The 24,726-nt window shown below is 68.3% G+C and carries 22 protein-coding genes, 2 tRNA genes and 1 pseudogene; 9 read left to right on the plus strand and 16 right to left on the minus strand.

Features of this window, described 5'->3' with window-relative positions; genetic code table 11:
- Positions 1 to 68: 68 nt before the first annotated feature.
- A complete protein-coding gene (locus ACQP1O_RS11565) occupies positions 69 to 1,385 on the minus strand; it encodes a DUF2786 domain-containing protein (RefSeq protein WP_433565810.1) in 1,317 nt (438 codons plus the stop codon).
- A 36-nt stretch (positions 1,386 to 1,421) separates the two neighbouring features.
- Positions 1,422 to 1,706 (minus strand): hypothetical protein, encoded by a 285-nt coding sequence (locus ACQP1O_RS11570; RefSeq protein ID WP_433565811.1) that lies wholly within the window; start codon positions 1,704 to 1,706, stop codon positions 1,422 to 1,424.
- Between ACQP1O_RS11570 and ACQP1O_RS11575 the strand changes: the two genes are divergently transcribed.
- Positions 1,705 to 2,067: a hypothetical protein gene (locus tag ACQP1O_RS11575; RefSeq protein ID WP_433565812.1), complete on the plus strand. Its 363-nt coding sequence runs from the start codon at positions 1,705 to 1,707 to the stop codon at positions 2,065 to 2,067. The genes ACQP1O_RS11570 and ACQP1O_RS11575 overlap by 2 nt on opposite strands.
- Before the next feature lie 262 nt (positions 2,068 to 2,329).
- On the opposite strand, the gene ACQP1O_RS11580 is transcribed toward ACQP1O_RS11575, so the two are convergent.
- Positions 2,330 to 2,959, minus strand: coding sequence for a hypothetical protein (locus tag ACQP1O_RS11580; protein WP_433567653.1), 630 nt, complete (start codon positions 2,957 to 2,959; stop codon positions 2,330 to 2,332).
- 42 nt (positions 2,960 to 3,001) lie between these two features.
- Between ACQP1O_RS11580 and ACQP1O_RS11585 the strand changes: the two genes are divergently transcribed.
- Complete coding sequence (locus tag ACQP1O_RS11585; RefSeq protein WP_433565813.1) at positions 3,002 to 3,184, plus strand: hypothetical protein; 183 nt, start codon at positions 3,002 to 3,004, stop codon at positions 3,182 to 3,184.
- A 229-nt stretch (positions 3,185 to 3,413) separates the two neighbouring features.
- On the opposite strand, the gene ACQP1O_RS11590 is transcribed toward ACQP1O_RS11585, so the two are convergent.
- Positions 3,414 to 4,097, minus strand: a complete 684-nt coding sequence (locus ACQP1O_RS11590; RefSeq protein ID WP_433565814.1) for a GntR family transcriptional regulator — start codon at positions 4,095 to 4,097, stop codon at positions 3,414 to 3,416.
- Between the two features lie 89 nt (positions 4,098 to 4,186).
- Here ACQP1O_RS11590 and ACQP1O_RS11595 point away from each other — a divergent pair, with 89 nt between their 5' ends.
- From ACQP1O_RS11595 to ACQP1O_RS11605, 3 genes are all read left to right on the plus strand, one after another.
- Positions 4,187 to 4,732: a YbhB/YbcL family Raf kinase inhibitor-like protein gene (locus tag ACQP1O_RS11595; RefSeq protein WP_433565815.1), complete on the plus strand. Its 546-nt coding sequence runs from the start codon at positions 4,187 to 4,189 to the stop codon at positions 4,730 to 4,732.
- A 52-nt stretch (positions 4,733 to 4,784) separates the two neighbouring features.
- Positions 4,785 to 5,627 (plus strand): SDR family NAD(P)-dependent oxidoreductase, encoded by an 843-nt coding sequence (locus ACQP1O_RS11600; RefSeq protein ID WP_433565816.1) that lies wholly within the window; start codon positions 4,785 to 4,787, stop codon positions 5,625 to 5,627.
- A gap of 285 nt (positions 5,628 to 5,912) precedes the next feature.
- Entirely contained in the window at positions 5,913 to 6,833 is a 921-nt protein-coding gene (locus ACQP1O_RS11605) for an SGNH/GDSL hydrolase family protein (protein ID WP_433565817.1), read from the plus strand.
- A gap of 113 nt (positions 6,834 to 6,946) precedes the next feature.
- On the opposite strand, the gene ACQP1O_RS11610 is transcribed toward ACQP1O_RS11605, so the two are convergent.
- From ACQP1O_RS11610 to ACQP1O_RS11630, 5 genes are all read right to left on the minus strand, one after another.
- Positions 6,947 to 7,753 carry an LLM class flavin-dependent oxidoreductase gene (locus ACQP1O_RS11610; RefSeq protein WP_433565818.1) on the minus strand — a complete coding sequence of 269 codons (807 nt, stop codon included), beginning with the start codon at positions 7,751 to 7,753 and terminating at the stop codon, positions 6,947 to 6,949.
- A gap of 189 nt (positions 7,754 to 7,942) precedes the next feature.
- A tRNA-Arg gene (locus tag ACQP1O_RS11615) sits at positions 7,943 to 8,018 on the minus strand.
- Between the two features lie 68 nt (positions 8,019 to 8,086).
- A tRNA-Leu gene (locus ACQP1O_RS11620) sits at positions 8,087 to 8,159 on the minus strand.
- A 279-nt stretch (positions 8,160 to 8,438) separates the two neighbouring features.
- Positions 8,439 to 8,852 (minus strand): pyridoxamine 5'-phosphate oxidase family protein, encoded by a 414-nt coding sequence (locus ACQP1O_RS11625; protein ID WP_433565819.1) that lies wholly within the window; start codon positions 8,850 to 8,852, stop codon positions 8,439 to 8,441.
- Positions 8,853 to 8,983: 131 nt separating this feature from the next.
- Entirely contained in the window at positions 8,984 to 13,204 is a 4,221-nt protein-coding gene (locus ACQP1O_RS11630) for a molybdopterin-dependent oxidoreductase (protein WP_433565820.1), read from the minus strand.
- A gap of 265 nt (positions 13,205 to 13,469) precedes the next feature.
- Here ACQP1O_RS11630 and ACQP1O_RS11635 point away from each other — a divergent pair, with 265 nt between their 5' ends.
- Together ACQP1O_RS11635 and ACQP1O_RS11640 are read left to right on the plus strand one after the other, a co-directional pair.
- Positions 13,470 to 14,687, plus strand: coding sequence for a molybdopterin-binding protein (locus ACQP1O_RS11635; protein ID WP_433565821.1), 1,218 nt, complete (start codon positions 13,470 to 13,472; stop codon positions 14,685 to 14,687).
- Between the two features lie 537 nt (positions 14,688 to 15,224).
- On the plus strand, positions 15,225 to 15,677 hold the full coding sequence (locus ACQP1O_RS11640; RefSeq protein ID WP_433565822.1) for a hypothetical protein: 453 nt from the start codon (positions 15,225 to 15,227) through the stop codon (positions 15,675 to 15,677).
- A gap of 70 nt (positions 15,678 to 15,747) precedes the next feature.
- Here the strand turns inward: ACQP1O_RS11640 and ACQP1O_RS11645 are convergent, their stop codons facing one another.
- The 6 genes and pseudogenes from ACQP1O_RS11645 to ACQP1O_RS11670 form a co-directional block, all read right to left on the minus strand.
- Complete coding sequence (locus tag ACQP1O_RS11645) at positions 15,748 to 16,665, minus strand: SMP-30/gluconolactonase/LRE family protein (protein ID WP_433565823.1); 918 nt, start codon at positions 16,663 to 16,665, stop codon at positions 15,748 to 15,750.
- A gap of 45 nt (positions 16,666 to 16,710) precedes the next feature.
- Positions 16,711 to 17,529, minus strand: a complete 819-nt coding sequence (locus tag ACQP1O_RS11650; RefSeq protein WP_433565824.1) for a helix-turn-helix transcriptional regulator — start codon at positions 17,527 to 17,529, stop codon at positions 16,711 to 16,713.
- 56 nt (positions 17,530 to 17,585) lie between these two features.
- The gene (locus ACQP1O_RS11655) at positions 17,586 to 18,431 is read right to left on the minus strand and encodes a 3-hydroxybutyryl-CoA dehydrogenase (RefSeq protein ID WP_433565825.1); all 846 of its coding nucleotides are present in this window, start codon (positions 18,429 to 18,431) and stop codon (positions 17,586 to 17,588) included.
- Between the two features lie 242 nt (positions 18,432 to 18,673).
- On the minus strand, positions 18,674 to 18,955 hold the full coding sequence (locus tag ACQP1O_RS11660; protein WP_433565826.1) for a hypothetical protein: 282 nt from the start codon (positions 18,953 to 18,955) through the stop codon (positions 18,674 to 18,676).
- A gap of 192 nt (positions 18,956 to 19,147) precedes the next feature.
- Entirely contained in the window at positions 19,148 to 19,729 is a 582-nt protein-coding gene (locus tag ACQP1O_RS11665; RefSeq protein WP_433565827.1) for an acyl transferase, read from the minus strand.
- A 205-nt stretch (positions 19,730 to 19,934) separates the two neighbouring features.
- Positions 19,935 to 20,698: pseudogene (locus ACQP1O_RS11670) on the minus strand (sigma factor-like helix-turn-helix DNA-binding protein); the annotation flags it as partial.
- A gap of 32 nt (positions 20,699 to 20,730) precedes the next feature.
- Here ACQP1O_RS11670 and ACQP1O_RS11675 point away from each other — a divergent pair.
- Both ACQP1O_RS11675 and ACQP1O_RS11680 read left to right on the plus strand, forming a co-directional pair.
- On the plus strand, positions 20,731 to 21,312 hold the full coding sequence (locus ACQP1O_RS11675) for an NUDIX domain-containing protein (protein WP_433565828.1): 582 nt from the start codon (positions 20,731 to 20,733) through the stop codon (positions 21,310 to 21,312).
- Positions 21,313 to 21,510: 198 nt separating this feature from the next.
- Positions 21,511 to 23,106, plus strand: coding sequence for an ABC-F family ATP-binding cassette domain-containing protein (locus tag ACQP1O_RS11680; protein ID WP_433565829.1), 1,596 nt, complete (start codon positions 21,511 to 21,513; stop codon positions 23,104 to 23,106).
- Between the two features lie 75 nt (positions 23,107 to 23,181).
- On the opposite strand, the gene ACQP1O_RS11685 is transcribed toward ACQP1O_RS11680, so the two are convergent.
- Complete coding sequence (locus ACQP1O_RS11685) at positions 23,182 to 24,666, minus strand: dihydrolipoyl dehydrogenase family protein (RefSeq protein ID WP_433565830.1); 1,485 nt, start codon at positions 24,664 to 24,666, stop codon at positions 23,182 to 23,184.
- Between the last annotated feature and the right edge of the window lie 60 nt (positions 24,667 to 24,726).

The raw sequence follows: 24,726 nt of genomic DNA on the forward strand, positions 1-24,726 counted from the left end.
CTCGCGCATGTCCCGCACCCGGGCCACCGGGATGGTGTGGCCCTGACCACCGGCCCGCGTGGTCGTCGTCATGACCGTCCCGGGTCGAGCCGGGCGCGGTCGGCGGCCACTCGGCCGGCGTCCCAGCCTGCGGCGCTGCGGATCGTGATCCCACGATTCCGGGCTTGTGGAAACAGGGTGTCGAATGCCGCGTCGACCGCGATCTGGTGCGAAGCCAGGACCGGCAGCAGCCGTTCCGGCTCAGCCGATTCCGCGATGGTGGCCGCGGTGGCCGCCTCCAAGCGCTCCCCGATACGGGTGGCATAGGCGACGAGGAACGACTTCCGGAACGTCCGGCTGCGCGCTTCGTCGCTTCGGGAAGCTTTGTCGCCGTTCGCGATCATTGCCCTGGTGGCCTGCACGAGCAGCGAGGTGGACAACAACTCCACCGCGTCGAGATCCGCGTCGTCGCCGACGATGGTCATGAAATCCCACGCCGCGGAAAAGACGGCGCGGCATCGATTGGCCTTGGCGACCACGTCGATCAGCAGGGCCTTCGCGTCGGTGTACGGGGTATCGAGCCACATTCGCCGTGCCCCCGGCAGATCCGGGACGGCGGTGTCGGCGTCGACGAGCACCCGATCGAGCGCGTACTTGGTCATCAGCTCCTGCGCCTTGGCAGACAGGGTCTCGGCCTCTTCGGGGAAGGACGTGGACTCGGCCTTGGCGAGCAGTCCGCGAACGCGGCCGAGCACCTTCTCGTCGACATGATGGGGGACAGCGGCCGTCGGACGTGCGGTACCGGGCAAGGGTCTGATGAGTTCCAGTTTCGGCAGCAGTATCAGCAGTGCGAGGGACTCGATCACGGTGGTGAGCGCTTCGGTGGTGGTCAGCATGTGCTTCGCCGCCCACTGGCCGAAATGCGGCGCCGAATCCGACCACCAGACGTCCGCCGCCAACTCACCGAGCTGAGCGACCCAGGTTTCGTCGACCGTCGCGGGCGCGAATGGCCGCACAGCGTCCGCCATGGTGTCGATCAGAAAGCTGACCGCGAAGTCGTCGACCCGCCGGCGCGCCGCCTGATGAATGTCCGCCGGCAACCAGCCATTCCGGAAGACCCGCGTCATGAGGTGCTGCCCCGACAGGTGCACACCCCGCTCCATCTCGTGAACGACCGGGTCGTCAGCGGCGAGCCGGCCGGCGAACACGACAACCGGATCACGCTGTACCGATCCACCCCGAGCCCCACGCTGGGCCGATTCCATGGCGGCCGCCAGGATCGCATTACCGATCTCCTCAGCGGTCGGCGGCCGCCCCTCGGCCTCGGCGTGTATGCCCGGAAAGTCGGCTCCGCCGTATCGCGCACGCTGCTTGGCTGCTCGATGCTTCCGATTCGGCTTACCCATGATCGACTCCACCGACCCTCGAATCGCCATGACCTGTCACAACCCCGACCGTATTTCACCGCTGCACCGCTCCCGCATTCGCCTCCGGCCGCTCCGATCGACCTCCCCCGATCGGTCGCCCTGCACAACCAGCGCCGTGAAGGCACGGTCGAGGCGGTCGCCGACCGCCTCGGCGCAGCCCGAACCCGATTCGCCGACCGACCGCATCGGTGCGCGGACATCGGGAACCATGCGGGCCAGGCACGGCCAAAACTTCAGAATGGAAACAAAATCGGGCTCGGCTCCGACGAACAACACAACGCCAATCGGAAGGGTCTTCATGAAAAGGTCGTTGAGTGTCGCCGCACGGGTTGCGATCGCGGGTATTTCGGGTTTGGGTTTCGCAGTCGTCGTCGGATCGGGTACCGCGCAGGCCGCGCCGCAGGACTGCACCGTGACGAAGGGGCTGTTCGACGCGTCGGCGGTCTGCCGGCCCGACGGCGGATCCAACTATGTACTCCACCTCGACTGCGTCGGCCTCTATGCCAGCGGGCCGTTCCCGCTGTACGCCGTCGGTCCCTACAAGGTGCTCAGCTATCCCTTCACCCCGTCGGGTGACCGTATTACGGCGGCCTGCACCGGGACCGGACCCGGCGTCTTCGCCGTCGCCACCAACGCCTACGTGGAAATCTACAACCCGTAGGCGACCGTCCTGGAGTGACAGCCGGCGCGTCAGGCGTCCCCGATATCGGTCGCCGCACCCCCTCGGCGGATCGGCACCACGGTATCGGGGACCTGCCCTCGGTGTTCGGGGGTTGAGCGCGAATCAGGTTCTGCGTCAGTGGATTCGCACGTCTTACTGTGCGCGCATCGTCGGGGGAGGTGTTGGAATGACGGTGGCAGCCGAGTTCTGAAGTGGTAAAACGATTTTCGGCCTGGGGATGCGACGGGACGATGCCGGTGCGTCAGTGCACGGGAACGTGCACCGTGATTTCCCCGCCGAGGTGATAGCCGTCGGCCAAACGCAGATTGTCGCCACTCCAAAACCTGCCCGGGTCATACCAGTTCGGACGCTTCTCCGGCAGCAGACCCATGGCCTGATAAGTCATGGCGACGATCTCGGCACAGTACGCGTTCTCCAGACCGGCGTCGGCTTCACGCGTTCCCGATCGCTTCGGCAGCGCTACCCGGCCCCGTAACCACCGCCCCGCGAGCGCGCTGGTGGAAGGAAAGGGCATGCCGTCCAGCCGCGCGACCGTCCGCAGCGCGGCATCCTCCATCTCATGGGTAACCGGCCGATCCAGCTGGCGAATCCACGCTTGCTGCCCGTAATCGTTGGCCCAGCGCATGATCGCGGCCCGCAGGTCGTGCAGCTGTGCACCGCGATGGTGGTTGCCCGACCAGACGTCCGGCAGTGCCCGGCCGAGCTCGGCATGCCAGATCAGGGCCGGGAGGTCATCGATGACCACCGCCATGCCGACATGGTTGACCGGGCTGTTGGTCAGCCCCCGGATCGCGCGGTCGGCACCGGTATGACCGCGGAACAGCCACAGATCGCCGGTCCGCGTGAGCTCGACCGCGTCATCCAAACCGATACTCGAGAGCGCTTCAGGTGGCACGGCGACTAGCCTAGGCGCATGCGTTGGTGGAAGGTGCTCGGCTTGGCAGGGGCCGCGGGTGTCGCGGCGACCGGAGTGGTCATCGTGCGGTCCGAACGCAAACGCCGCGCCTACACCCCGGACCAGATCCGAGACCGGCTACACGCCCGTCTCGGCGATCAGCCCGGGCCCATCGAGCCCATCGGCGACGGCAAACGCTGATTGGGCCGCGAAAGCGTTCACCCATCGGCCCACCGTGGGCTCGATGGCTGTCCGCCCAGAGCGCGCCGCGACGTGATCGGCCTGCGGGATCCGTTTTGCGACAACGAATCTCGGCATGCTCGTGTTCGCAGTGCGCCGTGCGCTGCCGAATGCCGGATGCTTGTCCGGCCTGGATATCGGTCGGGCGAACTCGGGACAGCGTTCTGGGACTGGAACATTCGCCGCAGTGTCAGCTTTCCTGTGCTGCCAGTGCGGCCGTCGTCAGGGTGAGGTGTCGGGTCAGTAGGTCGGCGGCGGTGTCGGGGTCACGGGCCAGCGCCGCCTCCTCCAATCGGCGATGCTCGTCGATGCCGTCGCGGTCGGGATTGCGGTGTGTCGACCAGCGGCGGGCCAGCTCGCTCGCGACCCACATCCGGTCGAAGGTCTCCAGCAACACCGGGTTGCCGCATCCTTCCAAGAGGGTGCGATGGAACACCCGATGGGCCTCGGCCCATGCCTCGCTGTAGTACTCGCCGTCCTCCGGGGTGAAAGGCGGTGTGCGCGCCAAGCGGTGGTGGGCGGCTCGGACATCGCCCTCCCAATCGACGTCACCACGTTCGATCGACATGCGTAGCAGGACCGGCTCGATGGCCCGGCGGGCCTCGCCGATCTGCTGCCAGCGGTGATCGGAAAAGGCCGGGACCGCGAAGCCGCGATTGGTCAGCCGTTCGGCCAGGCCCTCACCGACCAGCCGCACCAGCGCCTCACGCACCACAGCCAGGCTCACGCCGTTTTGCTTGGCCAGATCCTGCGGTTTGAGCGCGTCGCCGGGCGCGTACTCGCCGCGCATGATCGCGTGCCGCAGGTGTGCGTAGACCTGCTCGGACAGCATCTGCTTCTCCGGCGAGGTCGGGGTGTGGGCTGCCCGAGTCATGATCCGATGATAGACGATCTTCAAAATAATCGATTATTTCTGATATCGTCGATCTTGCTTGTCCGGCACGACCCGAAAGGCACGACACGATGAGCGCAAACAATCCCTTCGCCCGGCTCCCCGAGGCGGCCCTGTTCACGGTCACCAGCACCACGGTGAGCGACGGCGCCGCCTGGCAACCCGCACAGTGGTCCTCCGGCGCCCCCGGCGGCAAAGACGTTTCCCCGCAACTGAGTTGGAGTGGAGCCCCGGCGGGCACCAAGAGTTACGCCGTGACCGTGTACGACCCCGACGCCCCCACCGGCTCCGGCTTCTGGCACTGGGCTGTCGCCAATATCCCGGCCACGACCACGAGCCTTCCCGAGGGCGCCGGAGGCGACGCGGGCCTCGGGTTGCCGGCCGGTTCCTTCCAATTGCCGAACGACGCGCGCCTGCCTCGATACATCGGTGCGGCGCCGCCGGCCGGGCACGGTGAGCACCGCTATTTCGTCACCGTGCACGCTCTGGATGTCGACGACATCGGCATCGCCGCCGACTCCACCCCGGCTCTGCTCGGATTCACCATCGCCGGCCACATTCTGGGCCGAGCGACGCTCGTCGCCACGGCGGAGGCGACGCCATCGTCCGCTGCCTGACCGCCACATCGGTCGGCATGCGGACCAGGAAGTGAGACTGCAAGGAAAGGCTATGAGCGACAACAACATCGACCGCATGGCTGATCGCATTGTGCTGATCACGGGCGCGACGGACGGCCTCGGCCGTGAACTCGCGGTGCGTCTCGGCGCAGCGGGCGCCCGGCTGATTCTGCACGGCCGCAACCCCGATCGGGCCGCAGCGGTTGCGGCCGAGGTGACGGCTACGAGCGGACATGTTCCGCGGATCATCCTGGCCGACCTGTCACGACTTGCAGAGGTGGAACGGCTGGCCGACGAGATCATCGCCCGCACTTCACGATTGGATGTGCTGGTGAACAATGCGGGCACCGGCGGCGGGCCCGGCGGGAAACGCGAACTCAGCGCCGACGGCAACGAATTACTGTGGGCGGTCAACCATCTGGCCCCGTATCGGCTGACGCGGCGCCTGCTTCCGCTGCTGCGGGCCTCGGCGCCGGCGCGGGTGGTGAACGTGGCCTCCGCCGGGCAGCAGGAGATCAACCTCGACGATCCGACCCCCGAGCACGACTACGACGTGTACACCGCCTACTGCCGCGCCAAACTGGCGATGATCATGGCGACCATCGAGTACGCCGAGGAACTCGACGGAACCGGTGTCACCGTGAACGCCCTGCACCCGGCCACCCTCATGGCGACGACCATGGTGCTGGAATCCGGCATCACGCCGGTCAGCACCGTCGCCGAAGGCGCGGCCGCGACCCTCCGGCTGATCTGCGATCCGGACCTGTCACAGACGACAGGCCGGTATTTCAACGGTACCGGGCAGACCCGTCCGCACGTGCAGGCCTTCGACCCGAAGGCGCGCCGTCGCCTGCTCGAAATCAGCAACGCCGCAGTCGTTTCGGCACTGGGCTGAGGTGGCGGGCGGGTTGGCCGCGCGATGCGTGGACCTACCCGCCCACTACCCCCGAATCCGCATCGAACGTGCCGTCTGAGCGGCCTGCATGCCGGAGCTGTCCGGTTCCCTCGAGGTGACACGTTCGGCATCCGAAACCAATCCGGAGCGTGATGAACTTCGGATCTCCGCCGAATTCGCGATCGATCGGCGGCGCTTCCGTCGCGCAGTTAGAGTAGGCGTTCGAATTAGAAGCGATTGCGCTTCACTTGTTCCCGCAACGGATCGATAAGAGGTACACGGCTAGTGAAGAGTTCGGCTCGGTTGCGGTTGCTTGCGGCGTCCACGGTCTGCGGCACCGCAGCGGTGCTCGCCGCGATGGCGCCGCCGACCACGGCGGAGACCCCCAGCGGCAGAACCCTCGTGGTGATCGGCGATTCCTTCTCCGCCAACGGTGAAATCCTCGACCTGCTGAACGCAGGCGGGGATCCCGGCTGCAAGCACGTGCCTACCTCATGGCCGACGCAGCTGACGCAACACTTGGGCTTGTCGCAAGACGACGTCGAGGACACCTCGTGCCAGGGCGGCACGATCGACACCTCGGGCTGGACCCTGACGCACCAGGTGAAACGGGCCATGTCCGATAACGCGTTCGGACCGCGTACCCGCACCGTGACGATCCAGCTCGGTATGAACGACGCGTGGGGAACCGATAACCCGGTCGCTCTGTCTCGTGCCTTCACGTGTCTGACAGACCTGATCGATGGTTGCGGTCCGGAAGCCGCAGCGCAGGGCCGCGCCCCCGACCCCGACACCATCACCGGTCAGGCCTACGCCGACCGAGTCCGCCAAGCGGTGACCTATATCCGTTACTACGCTCCGAACGCGCGGATCGTTTTCGTGGGATACCCGGAGATCCACACTCCCGGCCGAGACTCCGCATGCGCGGGCATCCTCGGCATCGATGCGGTCCAGCCCCGAGCCGGCGCGGTCACCGGGTTTCTGGACCGGATCGACACGGCCCAGCGCGAGGCCGCCGACATTCTGAACGTGAACTTCCTCGACACCCGAGCGGTAACCGCCGGGCACGGCGCCTGCACTGCGGATCCCTGGGTGGACGGAGCGCTCGACCCGCGCACCGAACTGTTCGGGTTTCCCTGGCACCCCACCGCGCACGGCGACTCGATGGTCGCAGCCGCCATGCAACAGTGGATCGCCCGAGGCTGAAATAGCGGGCTCGTACACGCGGCTCGGAGCAGCCACCGGCGGCTGAGCCCGACCGTGTCGTCAGGGGTCGGGGGAACTCGGTGAACGGAGGCCGCGGATTGCTGTTCAGGCAATCAACGTCCGGCGAGCTCAGCGACGACCGGAGCGAACCTGTCGGCGAAGTCGGCGCCGAAGACGAAATAGGAGAAGCCGATCTCCTCCCGTCGCCGCTGGATTTCCTCGGCGGCGGCGGCCGGGTCGTCCGGAAGTACGGTCAGTGCGTCCGCCGCGCGAAGCGCGGCAGCGTCGGTGTCGGGGCGTGCCATGTGTGGCGCGACAGTATCGCCGATAACCGGTATGGCGAGCGCGAGCTCGGCGTCGCTGGTGGCGCGGAAATCCCGTGCCAGCCGCGCGACTTCGCTCCGAGGCTGATCCCCCAGCACGAAGGTGACCGTGTCCGCGACCTCGGCCGCCAACGCCCGGGCCTTCGGACCGAATACGGCCATCGCCACAGGCGTGTGACGATCGGGGCCGTCGAGATCTCGCAGCGTCTCGACGGTCTCACGTACCTGCGACAGCCGCTCGTACGGCGGCGGCACGGCGGGCATTCCCTTGTCGCGCAGCTCGTCCTCGATTCCCGGTCTGCCGGTACCGATGCCCATCTCGAAGCGACCCTCGGTCAGCAGCGACAGCGAGTGCGCTTCCCACGCCGTCAGCCAGGCCGGGCGTAGCGGAGAGGCGTACACCCAGGTGCCCACACGCAGATCGGTCAGGGCCGCGACTGTGGCCAGCATGGGACCGGGCGCCGGTTGCATCTGCGGGAAGTCGGGCACCAACAGCGTCGAGTAGCCGCTGTCGGCGATGCGGCGCACACGATCTCGCCATGTCGGCACATCGGATCTGAGCGGGGCAACGACCCCGAATCGAAACGGTCTCGTCATGTCTGGACTCCTGTCTGTCGGTCTCTCCAGAGGAGTCGACGACGGATCCACACGAAATTCATCGGTGCAGCCGATATCGTGTACCACCGATTCAACTCCGCCGGACAACCTCGCATGATCCGAAGGGATTCGACGGGGCCTGAAAGACTGTGAACGGTGGGGGGCGGCTTACCGCGCTTCATCGAAAGTTGGTGTGCCCGGAAGGATTCGAACCTTCGACCTCCTGCTTCGTAGGCAGGCGCTCTCTCCGCTGAGCTACGGGCACCAGGCCCCGCGCGGATGTCGCCGTTGACATCTACTCCGCGTTGAGGTGCGCGGGGCGTGAAAGTTGGGTTCCCTCGGTGAGATTCGAACTCACACTTGACGGCACCTGAGACCGTTGCCTCTACCTTTGGGCTACGAGGGAATGGGGGTGGGGCGAGGGGATATGGGAAAGGGCCGCTCTCCGTGGCGTTTTGCCCGGAAGCGGCCCCGGCGGGTCGGTGATGCCGAGGCCGCTAGGAGACGCTCCGTACGCCGAGTCGGACACGGAGCGGGCGGGCGAGGTCGAACGTGGTTGCGGGCTGAATCAGCTCGGTCATGGGGCCGCCTTTCCGGTGTCGTCGGGTGGAGGTATCGAAAACACGGTAGCAACGGGTTCCGAAGCGGTAAAACGATTTTCGGAGTGGGGGTGGGGGTCCGGCGGTCAGCTTCCGGCGCGGGGGAGTTGCCCGATGCGGCTGAGTTGGGCGGGTGGCGCGAGGTTGAAGCGCCGGCAGTCCGCGCATCGCCGTGATGTCGCGGTCGAGGTGGCCGTGTGATGGAGTACGGCCAGGGTCGGCGCGATCTCGAGGGTGTAGTCCCGCAGGGTGGCGTGGCCGTCGATGATGAGGGCGTGACCATCCGAGGTGGATGGTGGCCACAGCAGGGTGACCGCCGGGTTGGCGGTGATATTGCGACAGGTCACGGGTCCGGGTGCCGTGATGGTGAAGCTGCGGCCGGTGAGGGTGGGGTGCTGCGGCGTGGTGTGCGGTCCGAGGTCGCCGATGCTGACCAGGAAGGCGAACTCGTACCGGCCGATCAGATCGACCAGTTCCGCTGGGAGTTCCGGCACGTTCATTCACCAAGCGTAGGCGAATGTGCGGTGCCGGAGAGGCGATTCTTCCGCGGATGAGGTTCTACCGGCCCCGATGCACCGCAAGTGCGATTCTCGGATATCGGAGGTGACTGCTTCGGACCAGGTCGGCGAGTTCAGTAGACGTCGCGGACGTAGCGCTTGTCCGCGGCGAGCTTCTTGATGTAGGCATCGGCGTCGCCGGCATCCATGTCGCCGTGATGAGCGACGATCTCCCGCAGCGCGGTGTCGATGTCCTTGGCCATGCGCGCGGCGTCGCCACAGACATAGAAATGGGCTCCGGAATCCAGCCAGCTCCATACCTGGGCCCCGTGCTCGCGCATACGGTCCTGAACGTAGATCTTGGTGCGCTGATCACGAGAGAAGGCGACGTCGAGCCGGGTGAGGACGCTTCCCCGGAGGTTTTCGAGTTCCTCGCGGTAGTAGAAGTCGGTGGCCCGGTGCTGTTCGCCGAAGAACAGCCAGTTGGGCGCTTGGTCGCCCCGCGCTCGCCGGTGTTCGAGGAACCCGACGAAGGGTGCGACGCCGGTGCCGGGGCCGATCATGATCGCGGCGGTGGCCGGATCGTCGGGCGGCCGGAAGTGCGGTGAGCGCTGAATGTGCAGGGCCAGCGGTTGATCGGTGTCCGCGTCGGCGAGGTAGGTGGAGCAGAGGCCGCCGCGGGGGCGTCCGGTCGGGCCCGGATACCGGACGACCGAGACGGTGGTACGCACGATGCCGGGGTCGGCCAGCGGGCTCGAGGAGATCGAATACAGCCGCGGTTGAATGCGTTTGAGCATGTCGGCCCAGCCTTGCGGGTCGGCCAGCCGGGGATGCTCGGCGGCGATGTCGACCAGTTGGCGGCCCCACAGCCATTTCGCGAGTTCGCCCTTGTTGTCCTGGCGCAGCAGGGTTCTCAGATACGGGGTGGCGCTGCGCTCGGCCAGGTAGCGCAGCAGCTCCGGTATCACCTTGGTCAGGTCGAGATGGTCTTCGAGCGCGACCGACAGCGGAAGTGACCCGACCTTGGGGACTTCGACGATGGCGGCGGGGTCGAGTCCGGTGGTGGCGAGGAACTCCCACACCAGGCCCAGATCGTTGGCCGGTCGCACACCCAGTGCGTCCCCGACCTCGTACTGCAGCCCGGTGCCGGTGAGATCGAAACTGAACTGCCGCACCTCCTTCTGCGCGCCGGGCAGGCTGAGCAGCCGGTTGCCCACCAGTCGTCCGCGGGGCTTGCCCGTCTCGACTCGCGCGGCAGTCGGTGCCGGCACGCTGACAGCCTGCGCTGACGTCGCCGAGGCGCCGGTGGTGAGCGCGGCCGGTGCGGGTTCCGCTGTCGGAGTGACGGGTTCGATGGATGTCGCGGACGATTCGGCGAGTGCGGTCCGCAGCTCGTCGAGCCAGGCGGTGGCGGTGTCGTGGTAGTCGGGCTCGCAGTCCGCTCTCGAGATCAGTCGTGCGGCGCCCAGTTCGCCGAGGCGCTGATCGAGACGTTTGCCGTGCCCGCAGAAGGCGTCGTAGTTCGAGTCGCCGAAGGCCAGCACCGCGAATCGGGTGTCGGTGAGCGCTGATTCGGGCAGGGCGGTGAGGGTGTCCCAGAATCCTGTCCCATTGTCGGGGGCGTCGCCGTCGCCGAACGTGCTGCTCACGACGATCAGATCGGCGGCGCGCGGCAGGTCGGTGGCGGACACCGCGTCCATGGCGTGCACAAGGGGCGCCCGGCCCGGCGTGGTGAGCGCCGCGGCGAGGGTTTCGGTGGCGAACTCCTCGGCATTGCCGGTCTGTGATGCCCACAGGATCACCAGCGGGCGTGCCGGTGCCGAGGGCGCGACGGCGGTGAGCGTCGATGTCTGCGCGGATGGCATTGCGGCGGAGGCGATGTGGGCTCGCGGGTGTGGTGTGAACATCCCCGCCAACAGGCCGTCGACCCACGCCGCGGTGGTGGCCCGCAACGGATTCGCCGCGGGAACGGCGGGCAGTAGGCCGTCCTCGCCGGTGCGCTGCACACCGGCGAGAAATCCGGCCAGATAGGCCGATTCGGCTTCGGTGAGGGTGGGTGCCGAGAGGTCGGTGATGCCCAGGACGGCGGCGGCCGCTGCCGCACGACCGTCCGCCGCCGGCGCTATCGGACCCGGGGAGGCCGCAACGCTCGCCGTGGCCAGTGGTTCGGTGCTCGAGACGGGTTCCGGCGCGGGCCGGATCGGTGCGGCGACCTTCGCGAGAGTGACAGCACACACCTTGAATTCGGGCTGATGCGAGATCGGGTCGACGGCGTCGTTGGTGACGGCATTGACGGCGAGATACTCGCCGAACAGGTCGTTCCAGTGGAACGGTGCGAACGCGGTGCCCGGCCGGACCCGATCGGTGACCACCGCGGGCAGGACGGCGCGGCCGCGCCGGGACGCCACCTCGACCCAATCACCCTCGGCGACATCGAGTTTCGACGCGTCATCAGGATGGACCTCCAGGAACGGCCCGGGATTGAGCTTGTTGAGCTTGGCCACCCTGCCGGTCTTGGTCAGGGTGTGCCACTGATGCTGGACCCGTCCGGTATTGAGGATGAACGGGTAGTCGTCATCGGGCAGTTCGGCGGCGGGCAGATGCGGGCGCGGGAAGAACACCGCACGACCGGACGCGGTGGGGAACCGCAGTCGCGGTGTGGTGGCGTCGTCGCGGTAGCGGATCGGGTTGCGGGCGGGGCCTTCCGGTGCGATCGGCCACTGCAGCGGTCCTTCCCGGAGCCGATCGTAGGTGGCTCCGCGCAGGTCGTAACCGGTCTTCGGATTCCACGCGCCTTTGATCTCCTCGAAGATCTGCTCGGCGTCGGTGTAGGTGAAGGCATCGGAATAGCCCAAGGCGCAGGCGATTCGGGCGATCAGCTGCCAATCCGGGATGGCCTCACCGGCTGCCGGAATCGACTTGCGGACGAGCGTGAGATTGCGCTCGGAATTGATCATCACACCTTCGCCTTCGACCCACAGCGTGGCCGGCAGCGTGATGTCGGCGTAGGCATTGGTTTCGGTGTCGGCGAACACGTCCTGGGTGATCACCAGTTCCGCGGCCTCCAGTCCCGCCAGCACGGTCTTGCGGTTCGCCACGGTGGCGACGGGATTGGTGCAGATGATCCAGCAGGCTTTGATCTGCCCGGCCGCCATCTTCGCGAACATGTCGATGGTTCCGGTGCCGGCTTCGGTGCGCAGGGTCCCCGGCGGCACCTGCCACAGCCGTTCGATGAACTCCCGATCGGCATCGACCAGGACCGACCGCTGGCCGGGCAGTCCCGGTCCCATATAGCCCATTTCCCGGCCGCCCATGGCGTTCGGCTGGCCGGTCAGGGAGAACGGTCCGCTGCCGGTGCGGCAGATGGCCCCGGTCGCCAGGTGCAGGTTGATCAGGGCGTTGGTGTTCCACGTGCCGTGGGTGGACTGGTTGAGACCCATTGTCCAACAGCTCATCCACTCGCCCGCGGTGCCGATCAGCTCGGCCGCCCGGCGGATGTCTGCGGCCGCGAGCCCGGTGATCTCGGCGACGGCCTCGGGTGGATAGTCCTGCGCGAACTCGGGCATCGCCTCCCAGCCCTCGGTGAACTCGGCGATGAAATCCGGTGCGGTGTGGCCATTTTCGATCAGGAGATGCAGCAGGCCGTTCAGCAGCGCGAGATCGGTGCCCGGTTCGATCTGCAGAAACAGATCGGCCTTGTCGGCGGTGGCATTGCGGCGCGGGTCCACCACGATCAGCTTCGCCCCGGACTTGACCCGATCCATCATGCGCAGGAACAGGATCGGATGGCAGTCGGCCATGTTCGCGCCGATCACGAAGAAGACGTCGGCGTGGTCGAAGTCGTCGTAGGAGCCGGGCGGTCCGTCCGCGCCGAGAGAGAGCTTGTAGCCGCTGCCCGCGCTGGCCATGCACAGCCGCGAATTCGACTCGATCTGATTGGTGCCGATGAATCCCTTGGCCAGCTTGTTCGCCAGATACTGGGCTTCCAGCGTCATCTGGCCGGAGACATAGAAGGCGACCGCGTCGGGACCGTGTTCGTCGATGAGCGCGCGCAGGCGTCGAGCGGCATCGGTGATCGCGGCATCGAGGGCAGCCGGTTGTGGTGCCGCCCCGCGCTCGGCGCGGACCAGCGCGGTGGTCAAACGGCCGTCGGCCGCCATCATGTCGGCGTGGCTGCCGCCCTTGGTGCACAGCCGGCCACCATTGGCGGGATGCGCCTTGTCACCGGTCGCCTTGCGGATCCGGGGTCCGGCGGGACCGGTGTCGAGTTCGACGGTGATCCCGCATCCCACTCCGCAGTACGAGCACACCGTCCGCACTGGGCCCGCGTCCGCTCCGGAATCGGTTGCCGCCACTGCACATTCCTCCCCGCTCGCGTCTGCGTGTTCGTGGGTCCTCACCGCCACGCTAGGAACGGCCTGTTACCGGATGGTCACATGCGCGGTTACGTTCACCTCTCCGTGCGGTTGGGGCGCCCGTGCGTTCCTACGGCCCGCACAGCGAACCGCAAATGCGGGTGAGTTGCCAGAAATGCTTCGGCAACTACGGAGAAAGTCCGGTGAAATCTCCGTGTCCGAGGATTCGTGGATATCTGTCGAATCATTCCGAAGGACGTGATGCGTGAGCGCGGTACAGGCCCGATCCGCCAAGCCGGCAACCGGACCGGAGGTGACCGTGGCGGAGATCGACGCGGTGCTGCGCCCGGTCTTGCCGGCGATCCCCGCGCGCTACGCGGCTCTGTCCGAAGCGCTCGGCGCGACCTTGGCCGAGCCGTTGACCGCGAGGGCGGCGCTTCCGGCCGCGGACACCGCGGCCATGGACGGATTCGCGGTCAGCGGCCACGGGCCGCGCTGGCGGATGCTCATCGGATCATGTACCGCGGGAAGGCAATCGGGTATCTCGCTCGCTGACGGCGAGGCGGTGCGGATCGCGACCGGCGCTCTGACCCCGGCCGGGACCACGGCGGTCGTGCGCTCGGAACATGTGCACGTCGAACGGTCCGGCGGGCAGGCGGCGATCGTGCTCGCCCCCGGCGTTCCGCGCCGCAACGATATTCGCCGCCGGGGCGAATCCTGGTCCAGTGGCGAAGAATTGACGCCGGCCGGTGTCCGCGTGAACGCCGCCGTCATCTCCGTCGCGCAGAGCGCCGAGACACCTATCGCCATGGTCCGGGGCCCGCTGCGCGCCGACCTGCTCCTCACCGGAGACGAGATCCGCGCCACCGGAACCCTGCGGCCCGGTCAGGTCCGCGACGCGCTCGGCTCCGCGTTGCCGCACTATCTGAGCCACTGCGATATCGGTGTCCGAAACCTGACCCGGCTGCCGGACGACCGCGCACGGCTGCGGTCCTGGTTCGACCGTGACACCGACGCGGAACTGGCCATCACCGTCGGAGCCACCGGGCGCGGCGCCGCCGACCGGCTGCGCGACGTCCTCGACGAAATCGGCGCCCGCATCCTGATCGACGGTGTTCGCATGCGTCCGGGCGGTTCCCACCTGGTTGCGCGCCTGCCCGGCGGCCGCATCCTGCTCGCACTGCCGGGCAACCCCCTGGCCGCCGTCGCCGCGACACTGGTGACCGGCCGGGTCTTGGCGAACATCCTCACCGGCCGCCACGACTCGGCGGTGTCCTGGGGCCGCATCGCCGACGCGGCGACCCCGGACCGCGACCGCACCCGCATCGTGCCCGTCCGGCAGGTCGAAGGCGGAGTGTGGCGGGCCATCGGCGCCGTCGGCACCCCACACCTGGCCAACCTCCTGAACGCCCACGCCCTGGCACTCCTCCCTCCGGAAACCGGCCGCGGCACCCTGGTCGAATTGCTGCCGCTGCCACGATGACCCGTTCAGCACTCGATCCGCGGACCCGCTTCGGCGCCACGGCCGGGAATGCCGGCTCGCCCGCGGGGTTACAGAGGCGGGAGGGATCGGTTGCGGAGGTGAGCGGTGGCAGTGAGCGAAGCGGGTGTTATCGGGTCACCGCTGCCGAGCCGAGCGAACTGCTGATCTGGGAGATGCACACGACCTTCGCCTGATCGCCGTGCGATCGCCGGTCAGGGATCGGGCCTGACCAACGCCTCGGATCTCGACCTCGGGCCGCAGATTGCGTACCGGGAAATGCGCTCTTGATCGCCCGGAACCGAGCGGGCGAAACGGTCGCGGCGGGACTGAGGGAGAATGGGGTCGTGGGCGACGCAATGAAGAAGAAGTTCGGAGATCGGCTCGGCGTACGGGCGGTCGTGGCGGGAGCGGGTGCCGCGGCACCCGTCGGCGGCTAGGTCGATGTCGGATCGGGAAGTACCGGGACGTGGATCCCTGCCGGGACCCGGCGGGAGCAGGTTCGATGCGGTGGAACGGCTACGCAGGCAGCTGGAGGCATTGAAGGCCGCCGAGCGCGGCAACGCCGACGCCGAGGATGGCTCGTCGAAGATCACCAGGCTGCCGCGTCGCCCGCGGCGCAAGAACGAAGAAGCCGTCGAGCGTCCCCACCAGCCGTGGCGTCCGGAAGGCGGCTCGGTCTACGATCCGGCGCCGACCAGGCCCGTGCTGCGATCCGAGCTGCAGCGCGAGACCGGGTGGTGGCCGGTCGATCCCGGCCCGGGGCCATACCCCGCTCCGGTCAACGATTCGGGTGGTGCCGAGCAGGATGGGAGTGTCATCGATCTCGGCGCCGCGCGGCGCAAGCGAGCCGGTGACGATGCCCCGGCCACGGGTATTCGGCCCGTGGCTCGACCACGCAGAATCGGACCGGCTGCAAGTGAGGGATCCGCACGGGACAGCGGCAGCGACCCTGATCTTCCACCGCCGGACGGGCCCGCTCGGCGGCCCTGACTTTCCACGGCGCGGCTCACCCGCAGATGCCGCCTGCGTAGGCAGCTGCTGCGGGTGGCAATCATCCGGCTCAGTCGTCGAGGCGTACGCGAAGAACGTCACCGCGGCCGGTGGCAACCATGAGGTCGCGTTCGGAGCCGGGGACCATCGCCACCGCGGCCAGCGGGTCCCTGGTCAAGAGCGAGCAGCTGGTGTGGGTGCCGGGGTCGACGCGGAGCAGGGTGCCCGACGTCGTGGCGGTGTAGAGGAATCCGCCGGGGCCGACCGCCAGGTCGTCGGCGAGTGCGGTGTCCGCAGTGGTGCTCTGGCGGGACGGGTCGGCGATCGGGATCTGTACGAGCCGGCCCTGCGGGGTGAGGTAGACCGTCGTGTAGATCGAATCACCGTGGACGGCAATGCCGTTGACGCCGAATATCTTCGCCTGTGCCGACCACTCGGCGTCGACGGTGCCATCGCGCCGGACCCGGACCACTCCGGACCCGGTATCGGCGACGTACAGGTTGCCCTCGGTGTCGAAGGCCGCGCCATTGGCCATGCTCAGGCCGCCGACGAAGGTCTCGGGAACCGGTGCGGCGGCAGTCGGGTCGAAACGGACGACACCGCTGTCGTGACGGCCGGGCAGCAGGTTCGCCGAGTTGTCGCCGTAGACGACATACAGCAGCTGATCGGGTCCGAGCCGGATCGCACCGGGCGAGCTGACCGGGACGGTCGCGGTGACCCGGCCCGCACTGTCGTAGCGCTGCACTTCATTCCGGTACAGCCGCGCGACCCACAGGTTGCCCTGCGCGTCGAATCCGAGGTTCTCGGCCCAGTCGACGAACGGGATCACGGCGGTGGTAACGGTCGATACGGTGACAGCAGGGCATGAAACCGGTTGGGACCGAGCGGTTCCCGGTGCGGCGAGACCGGCGGCCGCCACCGCGAGCAGGGTCGCGCCCGCTGCGGCGATCCGATGCGGCCGAGTGTGCGTGTGGGGGAATGGCTTCACGGTCGGTGATGGTAGGCACCGGAACCGAGCGGTTGCCTGGGTGCGTTATGCCCAGGCTTGCGCAGCACCCAGACGAGCCAGGCGCGCGGCGGTCGGGCTGCCGGGCTCGGCCTGATAGACCATCAGCCGCCGGCCCGCGGCGCCGCGCACATCGAAGGACTCGTAGGTCAGGAACAGCCGGCCGACCTCGGGGTGGCAGAACTCCCGGGGCTCGGTCGTCGCGGTGCACAGTGTGTAGGAATGCCACAGTTCGGCGAATTCGGTACTGGCTGTGGTGAGTTCGGCGATCACGTGACGCAGGCGTGGGTCGTCCGGATACAACGCCCCCGCCTGCCGGAAGCCCGCGACCATGGCCTGACAGGTCCACGTCCAGTCGACGCAGAACCGGCGAGCGGCCGGTTCGAGGAACGTCATGCGGGCCAGATTGTCGACGCACGGGAATCCGGAGAAGAACGCGCGGGCGATGGCATTGGCGGCGAGGATGTCCATGGCCGGGTTCAGCACCAGGGCCGGTGCGGCCGGATAGCCGTCGACGATCCGGCGCAGCGTGGGGCTGACCGTCTCGTCCGGGCTCGGTTGTCGCGCGGGCGGGGCCACCCCCGCGATGCGGTAGAGGTGTTCGCGCACAGCCTCGTTCAGCCGCAGCGCACCGCTCAGCGCCTCCAGCATCTGCGCCGACGGGTGGCGCTCCCGCCCCTGTTCGAGGCGGGTGTAGTAGTCGCTGTTCATTCTGGCGAGCTCGGCGACCTCCTCGCGGCGCAGCCCCGCCACCCGGCGGCGGCCGTGCGAGATCAGCCCGATGTCCTCGGGACGCAGTGCCGCGCGGCGGGCGCGCAGAAAATCGCCGAGCTCGTTGCCGGTCATGCCGACCACGCTATGTGCTCGCCGCAGCCGGTTGCCCGGCGGCGGCCCCTACGGCGTCAGTAGGTGTAGAAGCCGCGGCCGGTCTTGCGGCCGAGGTAGCCCGCGTCGACCATGCGGCGCAGCAGCACCGGGGGCGCGTACTGCGGCTCGCCGAATTCGGCGTAGAGGGATTCGGCGACCGCGAGGGTGACGTCGAGGCCCACGGTGTCGGTGAGGCGGAGCGGGCCCATGGGGTGGGCGCAGCCGCTGACCATGCCCTCGTCGATGTCCTCGGCGCTGGCGAAGCCGGTCTCGAACATGCGGATCGCGCTGCAGAGGTACGGGATCAGCAGGGCGTTGACGATGAAGCCGGCCTGATCCTTGGACTCGATGGTGCGCTTGCCGAGGATGTCGCGGGCGTAGGCGGTGACCTTGTCGACGACCTCGCGGTCGGTCTTGAGGGTCACCACGACCTCGACCAGCGGCAGCACCGGGACCGGGTTGAAGAAGTGCACACCCACGACGCGGCCCGGGTTCGCGGTGACATTGGCCAGCCGGATGACCGGGATGGACGAGGTGTTGGTGGCCAGGATGGTCTCGGGGGAGACGATGGCGTCCAGCTTGGCGAAGAACTCGGTCTTCAGCGTCTCGATCTCGGGGGCCGCCTCGATGACCAGCTCGCGGTCGGCGAAGTCGTCGATCGAGGTGGTGAGGGTGATGCGGGCGCGGGCCTCGTCGGCCGCGGCCTGCTCGAGGCGGCCGGACTTGACCGCGCGGGCCAGGGACTTCTCGATGCGTGAGACGGCGGCGTCGGCCGCCGCGGTGTCGCGCTCGAGAACCAGGACCGACCCGCCTGCGCGGGCGGCTACCTCGGCGATGCCGGCACCCATGGTGCCGCCGCCGATCACGCCGATGCGTTGCACTTACTTCTCCTTGTACCTCGGGGAAATCGCCACCTATCTTGCTCGACCACCCGTGACCGCCCTCCGGCGGGCGGCAGCGGCAACAGCCACTGGACAGTGTGCGTGTCTCAGGCCACAGCTCCGGATCGGCGGCACTCCGGGCCGGTACTGTCCAGAGCCGTCAAACATGCTGAGCGATCATCATGGGCGATTACCCCCGAGCGAGCCCCGAGCCGACGCAGACCGGTCCGGGGCTCGATCGGTCACGTTGGCCGTCCGGCCCATCGTTTTCCAGCCGTCGGCGGCTCGTGCCGAGCCAGGTACCGCCGATGTTCGACAGTGATCCAGCCGACGCCGACGATCAGTCCGATCGCGGCCGCGGCGGCCCACAGATCGGTCCAGCTGCTACCGGGCGTCATGGCCAGCGCGATGACACCGACCAGCAGCAGGGCGAAGCCGGGCCACGACACACCGTCCAGCAGGGTCGGCACCGTGGCGCCCGCGGGTGGCTCACGGACCGTTTCGGGGTGGAGATTGCTTGGCATGGGAGCGCGCTCCTTCCGGTTCGGACACACCCTGTCCATCGGGTTCCCGATTGCGCGCTCCCGAAACAGGTTACGTCGGCCGTGCCCACCACGTGCGGCTCGAAATATGTTGTGTACGAACAGAAATACGCAAAATAACGTGCATCCGCCGATTTGGCGAACGTGCCCGTGTCGAGCGCCTTCCCGCCGGAGTCAGTCCCAGGCGCCGCTGTCGACGACCCAGATGCCGTGGCTGCCCTGTGTCACCGGCTGACTGAGCTGCAGCGTGAGTTTGCTGCCGTCCTGATCGGTGACCACAACGCCGGTCGGACCGTCCGCGGCGGCCTGAACAGTGGCCCATCCGAATCGCTGCTGCACGAAGGCCTTTGCGACCTGGACACGATCCAGCCGCCACGGCTGGTGCCCGCCGTCCACACCCTGCTGCAGGTCACGGGCTTGCTGAGCAGTGAGGCCCTCGCCGGGAAACGTCGTCCCGGCCTGCGGCGCGGTGCTCGACTCCGGCTGCTTCGACGGAGTCCGAGTCGGCACGACCGGGGATTCGGCCACCGATGACGTAGCCGGCGCGAGGGTTGTTTCGGATACCGAGCCCGGGACGGTTGCCGTCGCCGTGGCGGTAGCCGTCGCCGATGGCCGACTGGTGGGCGAGACCGTCGACGTCGTCGTGCAGCCCGCAACCGCCGCCGCACAGGTGAGGACGCCGAGAACGGCCACTCCCGCCCGACGCCCCACCAGCTCGAACGCGCTCGACCGAAGGATGACATGTGTGCTGCGCATAGGTCTCCCCTGACCTTGAACCCGAATCACCCCGACCGCGACCCACAACGGATCCGCTGCCCTGATGTCGTCCCGCCGAACCCGATCGTTAACCGCCAAAACCATTCTGGCGCAGACCTTCCGAACCCCGTCGGCGATCACCCCGAATCCAACGCGAAACATCGCCACCCGACCGGGCGGTATTTGTTGGTGCGGTGCGCGGGATTCAGCGGCTGACTGTGGTTTCCTGCGCGATGCGTGACAGCTTCTCCGGGTTGCGCACGAAGTAGAGTCCGTCGTCGATCCGGACCGCCACGACTCCGTCGATCTGTCCGTCGAGTCGGATGACCAGCGCGGGCCAGCCGTTGACCAGTGCGGGTTCGGCGGAGGCGTCGCCGCCCATCCAGCGTGATCCGCCGGATAGCAGGTGAGCCACGTGATCCACACCCACAACGGGATGCAACAGCGCCTGCTTGATTCCGCCGCCGTCGCCGAGGAAAACGATGTCGGGTGCCAGTAAGTCGGGCAGGCCCTGCAGGTCGCCGGTGTCGATGGCCCGTTGGAACGCCCCCAACGCCGCGCGGGCCTCGACCGCGGAAACGACCCCGCGCGGGCGGCGCGCCGCCACGTGTGACCGTGCGCGGTGGGCGATTTGGCGGACTGCGGCCGGGTCTTCTCGACCGCCGCGGCGATCTCGTCGTAGTCCGGGCCGAACACCTCACGCAGCACGAACACCGCGCGCTCGGTAGGCGTGAGAGTTTCCAGGACCAGCAGCATCGCCATCGACACGTGCTCGGCCAGTTCGACGTCCTCGGCCACATCGGGCGTGGTGAGCAGTGGTTCGGGCAGCCACGGGCCGACGTAGGACTCCTTGCGGCGGCCGAGCGTGCGCAGCCGTCGGATGGCCTGGCGGGTGGTGATCCGAACCAGGAAGGCCCGCTGGTCCCGCACGGTGTCCAGATCGACGCCCATCCACTGCAGCCAGGTCTCCACTGTCGTACGCCAGAGGTAGGTTCGCCGATATGCAGCCTGCTACCGCCATGGTCGCGGATGTCGTCGCGGCGATCACGCCCTTCGACGAACTCGAACGGCAGCACCGCGCAACCACATTGGAGTGGCTCGCGTCGACCGACGACATCTTCCGGCGTGTCAAACCCGCCACGCCGTCACCGCACCTTGTCTCCTATGTGGTGCTGGTCGATCCCCGCGAGCGCGGGATCTTCCTCGGCCGGCATCGGATGGCGGGCCTGCACCTGCCGATGGGCGGCCACGTCGAGGCCGGCGAGCATCCACGGGATACCGCCCGACGCGAGGCGGGAGAGGAACTCGGCATCGACCCGGTCTTCGATCTGGTCGGGGAGCATCCGCTGTTCCTCACCCGGACAACGACAGTGGGGCGGACGGCGGGCCATATCGATGTGTCGCTCTGGTACGTGATTCGCGGAGAACGCACCCGCGACTATCCGCTCGACCCGACCGAGTTCGACGGCGGTCGGTGGTGGGACCTCGAGCCGGACGGCCTGCCCGCCACTGATCCTCATCTGCCGCGATTCATTCGAAAGCTCGATGGCTGTCAGCGGGGTGCGGTGGTCACGTCGGCTTGATTGCCGTCGACCTGGGTTGTGCGGGCCCTGGTAGGGTGGCCGGATGCTCATCGAGGTCGACAGACTCTAGCCGCCTACTCGAAGGCGGCGTTGCGATCACACCTGCTACTCGGCGTTCCGAATCGGGAATGGGCCGTTGATTTCTGGTGTGTGTCGGCGGCGTCGGTAATCCCATGAGCAGGAAGAGTCTGTCGACACATGTCTTCATCCATGCACGCAGCGATCACGCTGCAGAATCTGTCATTCGAATGGCCCGACGGGACCGTCGCTCTCGCGGGGGTCGATGGCGTGTTGACCACCGGGCGCACCGGTTTGGTGGGGCGTAACGGCGCGGGGAAGTCCACGCTGCTGCGTCTGATCGCCGGCATCCTGACCCCGACCTCGGGGCGGGTGGAAACCAGCGGCGAGGTGGGGTATCTCCCGCAGCACCTCACGCTCGCCCAGAGCGACACCATCGCGCAATTGCTCGGCATCGCAGGCACACTCGCGGCCCTGCAGGCGATCGAGGCCGGCGACACCGACGAGCAACACTTCGAGACGATCGGCGACGACTGGGACATCGAAGCCCGCGCCGACGAAATGCTGCACGAGATCGGTTTCAGCGCAGCAGATCTCGATCGCAGGGTCGGCGAGATCTCCGGCGGTGAGGCCGTTCTCATCGCCGTCACCGGGCTGCGAATCAGGCGCACCCCGATCACGCTGCTCGACGAGCCCACCAACAACCTCGATCGCGAAACCCGCGCCAAGCTGGCGGAATTCGTGGATTCCTGGCCGGGCACGCTCGTGGTGGTGAGCCACGATCTGGAACTGCTGGAGCGCATGGACGCCACCGCGGAACTGCACGGCGCGACCCTGGAGGTGTACGGCGGTCCCTACAGCGCCTGGCAGGAGCACGTCGAGCGGGAACAGGCCGCGGCCCAGCAGGCGGCGCGAACCGCCGAGCAGGCGTTGAAGGTCGAGAAGCGCCAGCGCATCGAGGCCGAGACCAAACTGGCCCGGCGCGAGCGCACCGCGCGTGCGACGCAGCGGGACGGCGGCATTCCACGCATCCTCGCGGGCAACCGGGCCAGCCGGGCGCAGGGCTCGGCCGCGGCCATGCGCACCACGCTCGACGCCAAAGTCCGTGCCGCCCAGGATGTCCTGGACGCCGCGGCCGCGCGGGTCCGTCGCGACGAGCACATCCATCTCGACCTGCCCGACCCCGACGTGCCGCGCAGCCGCCGCATCGCGGAACTCGGCGACGGCGAGCGCACCATCGTCATCCAGGGGCCGGAACGGGTCGCCCTGATCGGGCCCAATGGCGCGGGCAAGTCGACGCTGATCGAGCACCTGCTCAGCGGCCGCCACCCCGAACGCGGCACCCTGCTCACCGACCGGGTGGGCTACCTGCCGCAACGCCTGGACAATCTCGACGAGCAAGCCGGCGCGCTCGACAATGTGCACGCGGTGGCCACCACCACCGCACCGGCCACGATCCGTAATCAGCTGGCCCGCTTGCTGCTTCGCGGCAGCAGTGTCGAACGCCCGGTCTCGACGCTGTCGGGCGGTGAACGCTTCCGGGTGTCGCTGGCACGCCTGCTCCTGGCCGATCCACCGGCACAGCTGCTGATCCTCGACGAGCCGACCAACAACCTCGATATCGCCAGCGTCGATCAACTGGTCGAGGCGCTGGCCGAGTATCGCGGCGCGATCCTGGTGGTCAGCCACGACTATCCGTTCCTGCACCGGATCGGCATCGATACCGTCGTCGAGCTCGACCGTGCGGGGAACATGCGGCAACGCGGCTCCCTGTAACCGCCTCCGGCGCCTGGCCTCACGATGGCCCGGCGCCGGAATCGGTGGTGCAGCTGCGGATTCCGCGACTCTTGTTCAGGACGCCGAGTCGCCGGTGGCCTGTACCTGCGAATCTTGTTGATCACGATAGGTTTCCAGCAGTCGCAGCCAGATCTCACTGATCGTGGGGTACGAGGGCACCGCATGCCAGAGCCGGTCGATGGGGACCTCGCCGGTGATGGCGATGGTCGCCGAATGCAGGAGCTCGGCCACCCCGGGCCCGGCGAACGTGGCCCCGACCAGCACCCGGCGCTCGGGATCGACGAGAACCCGCGCCCGGCCGCGATAGTCCGGATCGAATTGCACCGCACCGGCGACCCGGCCGAGGTCGTAGTCGACGATATCGACGGCCCGGCCCTGGCGCGCGGCCTCCGCAGCGGTGAGCCCGACCGCCGCGACCTCCGGATCGGTGAACACCACCTGCGGCACGGCGACCAGATCGGCTGTGCCCGAATGCCGTCCGAACGGACCCGTCTCGAGCGTGCGGCCGCAGGCCCGGTCGGCGATCACCGCGCCCGCGATGCGCGCCTGATACTTGCCCTGATGGGTGAGCAGCGCCCGATGATTGACATCGCCTGCGGCGTACAGCCATTCGCCGTCGACGGAGGTCACCGTGTAGGTGTCGTCGGTGGCCAGCCACGCGCCCGGGTCCAGTCCGACGGTGTCGAGCCCGATGTCCGCGGTGCGCGGCGCGCGGCCGGTCGCGAACAGCAGTTCATCCGCGACGATCCGCGCGCCGTCGTCGAGGGTGAGCCGGATGCTGTCATCGGGCCCACCCGCCCGCTCGGCCGTCGCGATGGTCCGTCCGAACCGCAGGTCGACACCCGCCGCCCGGAGCCGGTCGGCGACCAGGTCGGCCGCGAACGGTTCCATCCGGTCCAGCAGGTGTGTTCCCCGCGCGATCAGCGTGACCTGCGAGCCGAGTGCCCGCCAGGCTGTGGCCATTTCGGTCGCCACCACCCCGGCGCCCACAATGGCCAGCCGCCCCGGAACCTCGGACGCGCTGGTGGCCTCCCGGCTCGTCCACGGCCGCAGCGCATCCAGTCCCGGCAGCGGCGGCAGTGCCGCGCGGGTGCCCGTGCAGATCGCGACCGCGTGCCGGGCCTGCAATCGCACCGTGTCGCCGTCGGGGGTCAGCACCGTCACCTGCCGCACCCCGTCGAGCCGGCCGTGGCCGCGCAGGAGTGAGATGCCGGCCGTGCCGACCCATTCGACCTGGCTGTGGTCGTTCCAGTCGGAGGCCATGCGGTTGCGGTGTTCGAGCACCGCGCGGGTGTCGAGCGGCCCGGTGACCGTGGCGCCGACCCCGGGGAAGCGCACCGCCTCGCCGTACAGCAGCGCCGGGCGCAACAGCGCCTTACTGGGTTGGCAAGCCCAGTAGGAGCATTCGCCGCCGACCAGCTCCGACTCGACGATGATCGTGTCGAGCCCGGCCGCGGCGGTGCGGTCGGCGACATTCTCGCCGACCGGTCCGGCCCCGATGACAATGACGTCGCAAGTCTGGGTGTTCACACCGGACATGGTGTGCCTTCACGCCGCGCGCTCGGCAGCCGGGGGTCCGCCCGTCCTGGGAGAGGCGGT

Origin of the sequence: Nocardia sp. CA-151230 (assembly GCF_050942175.1) — a bacterium.
In the GTDB taxonomy this organism is placed as follows: Bacteria; Actinomycetota; Actinomycetes; order Mycobacteriales; family Mycobacteriaceae; genus Nocardia.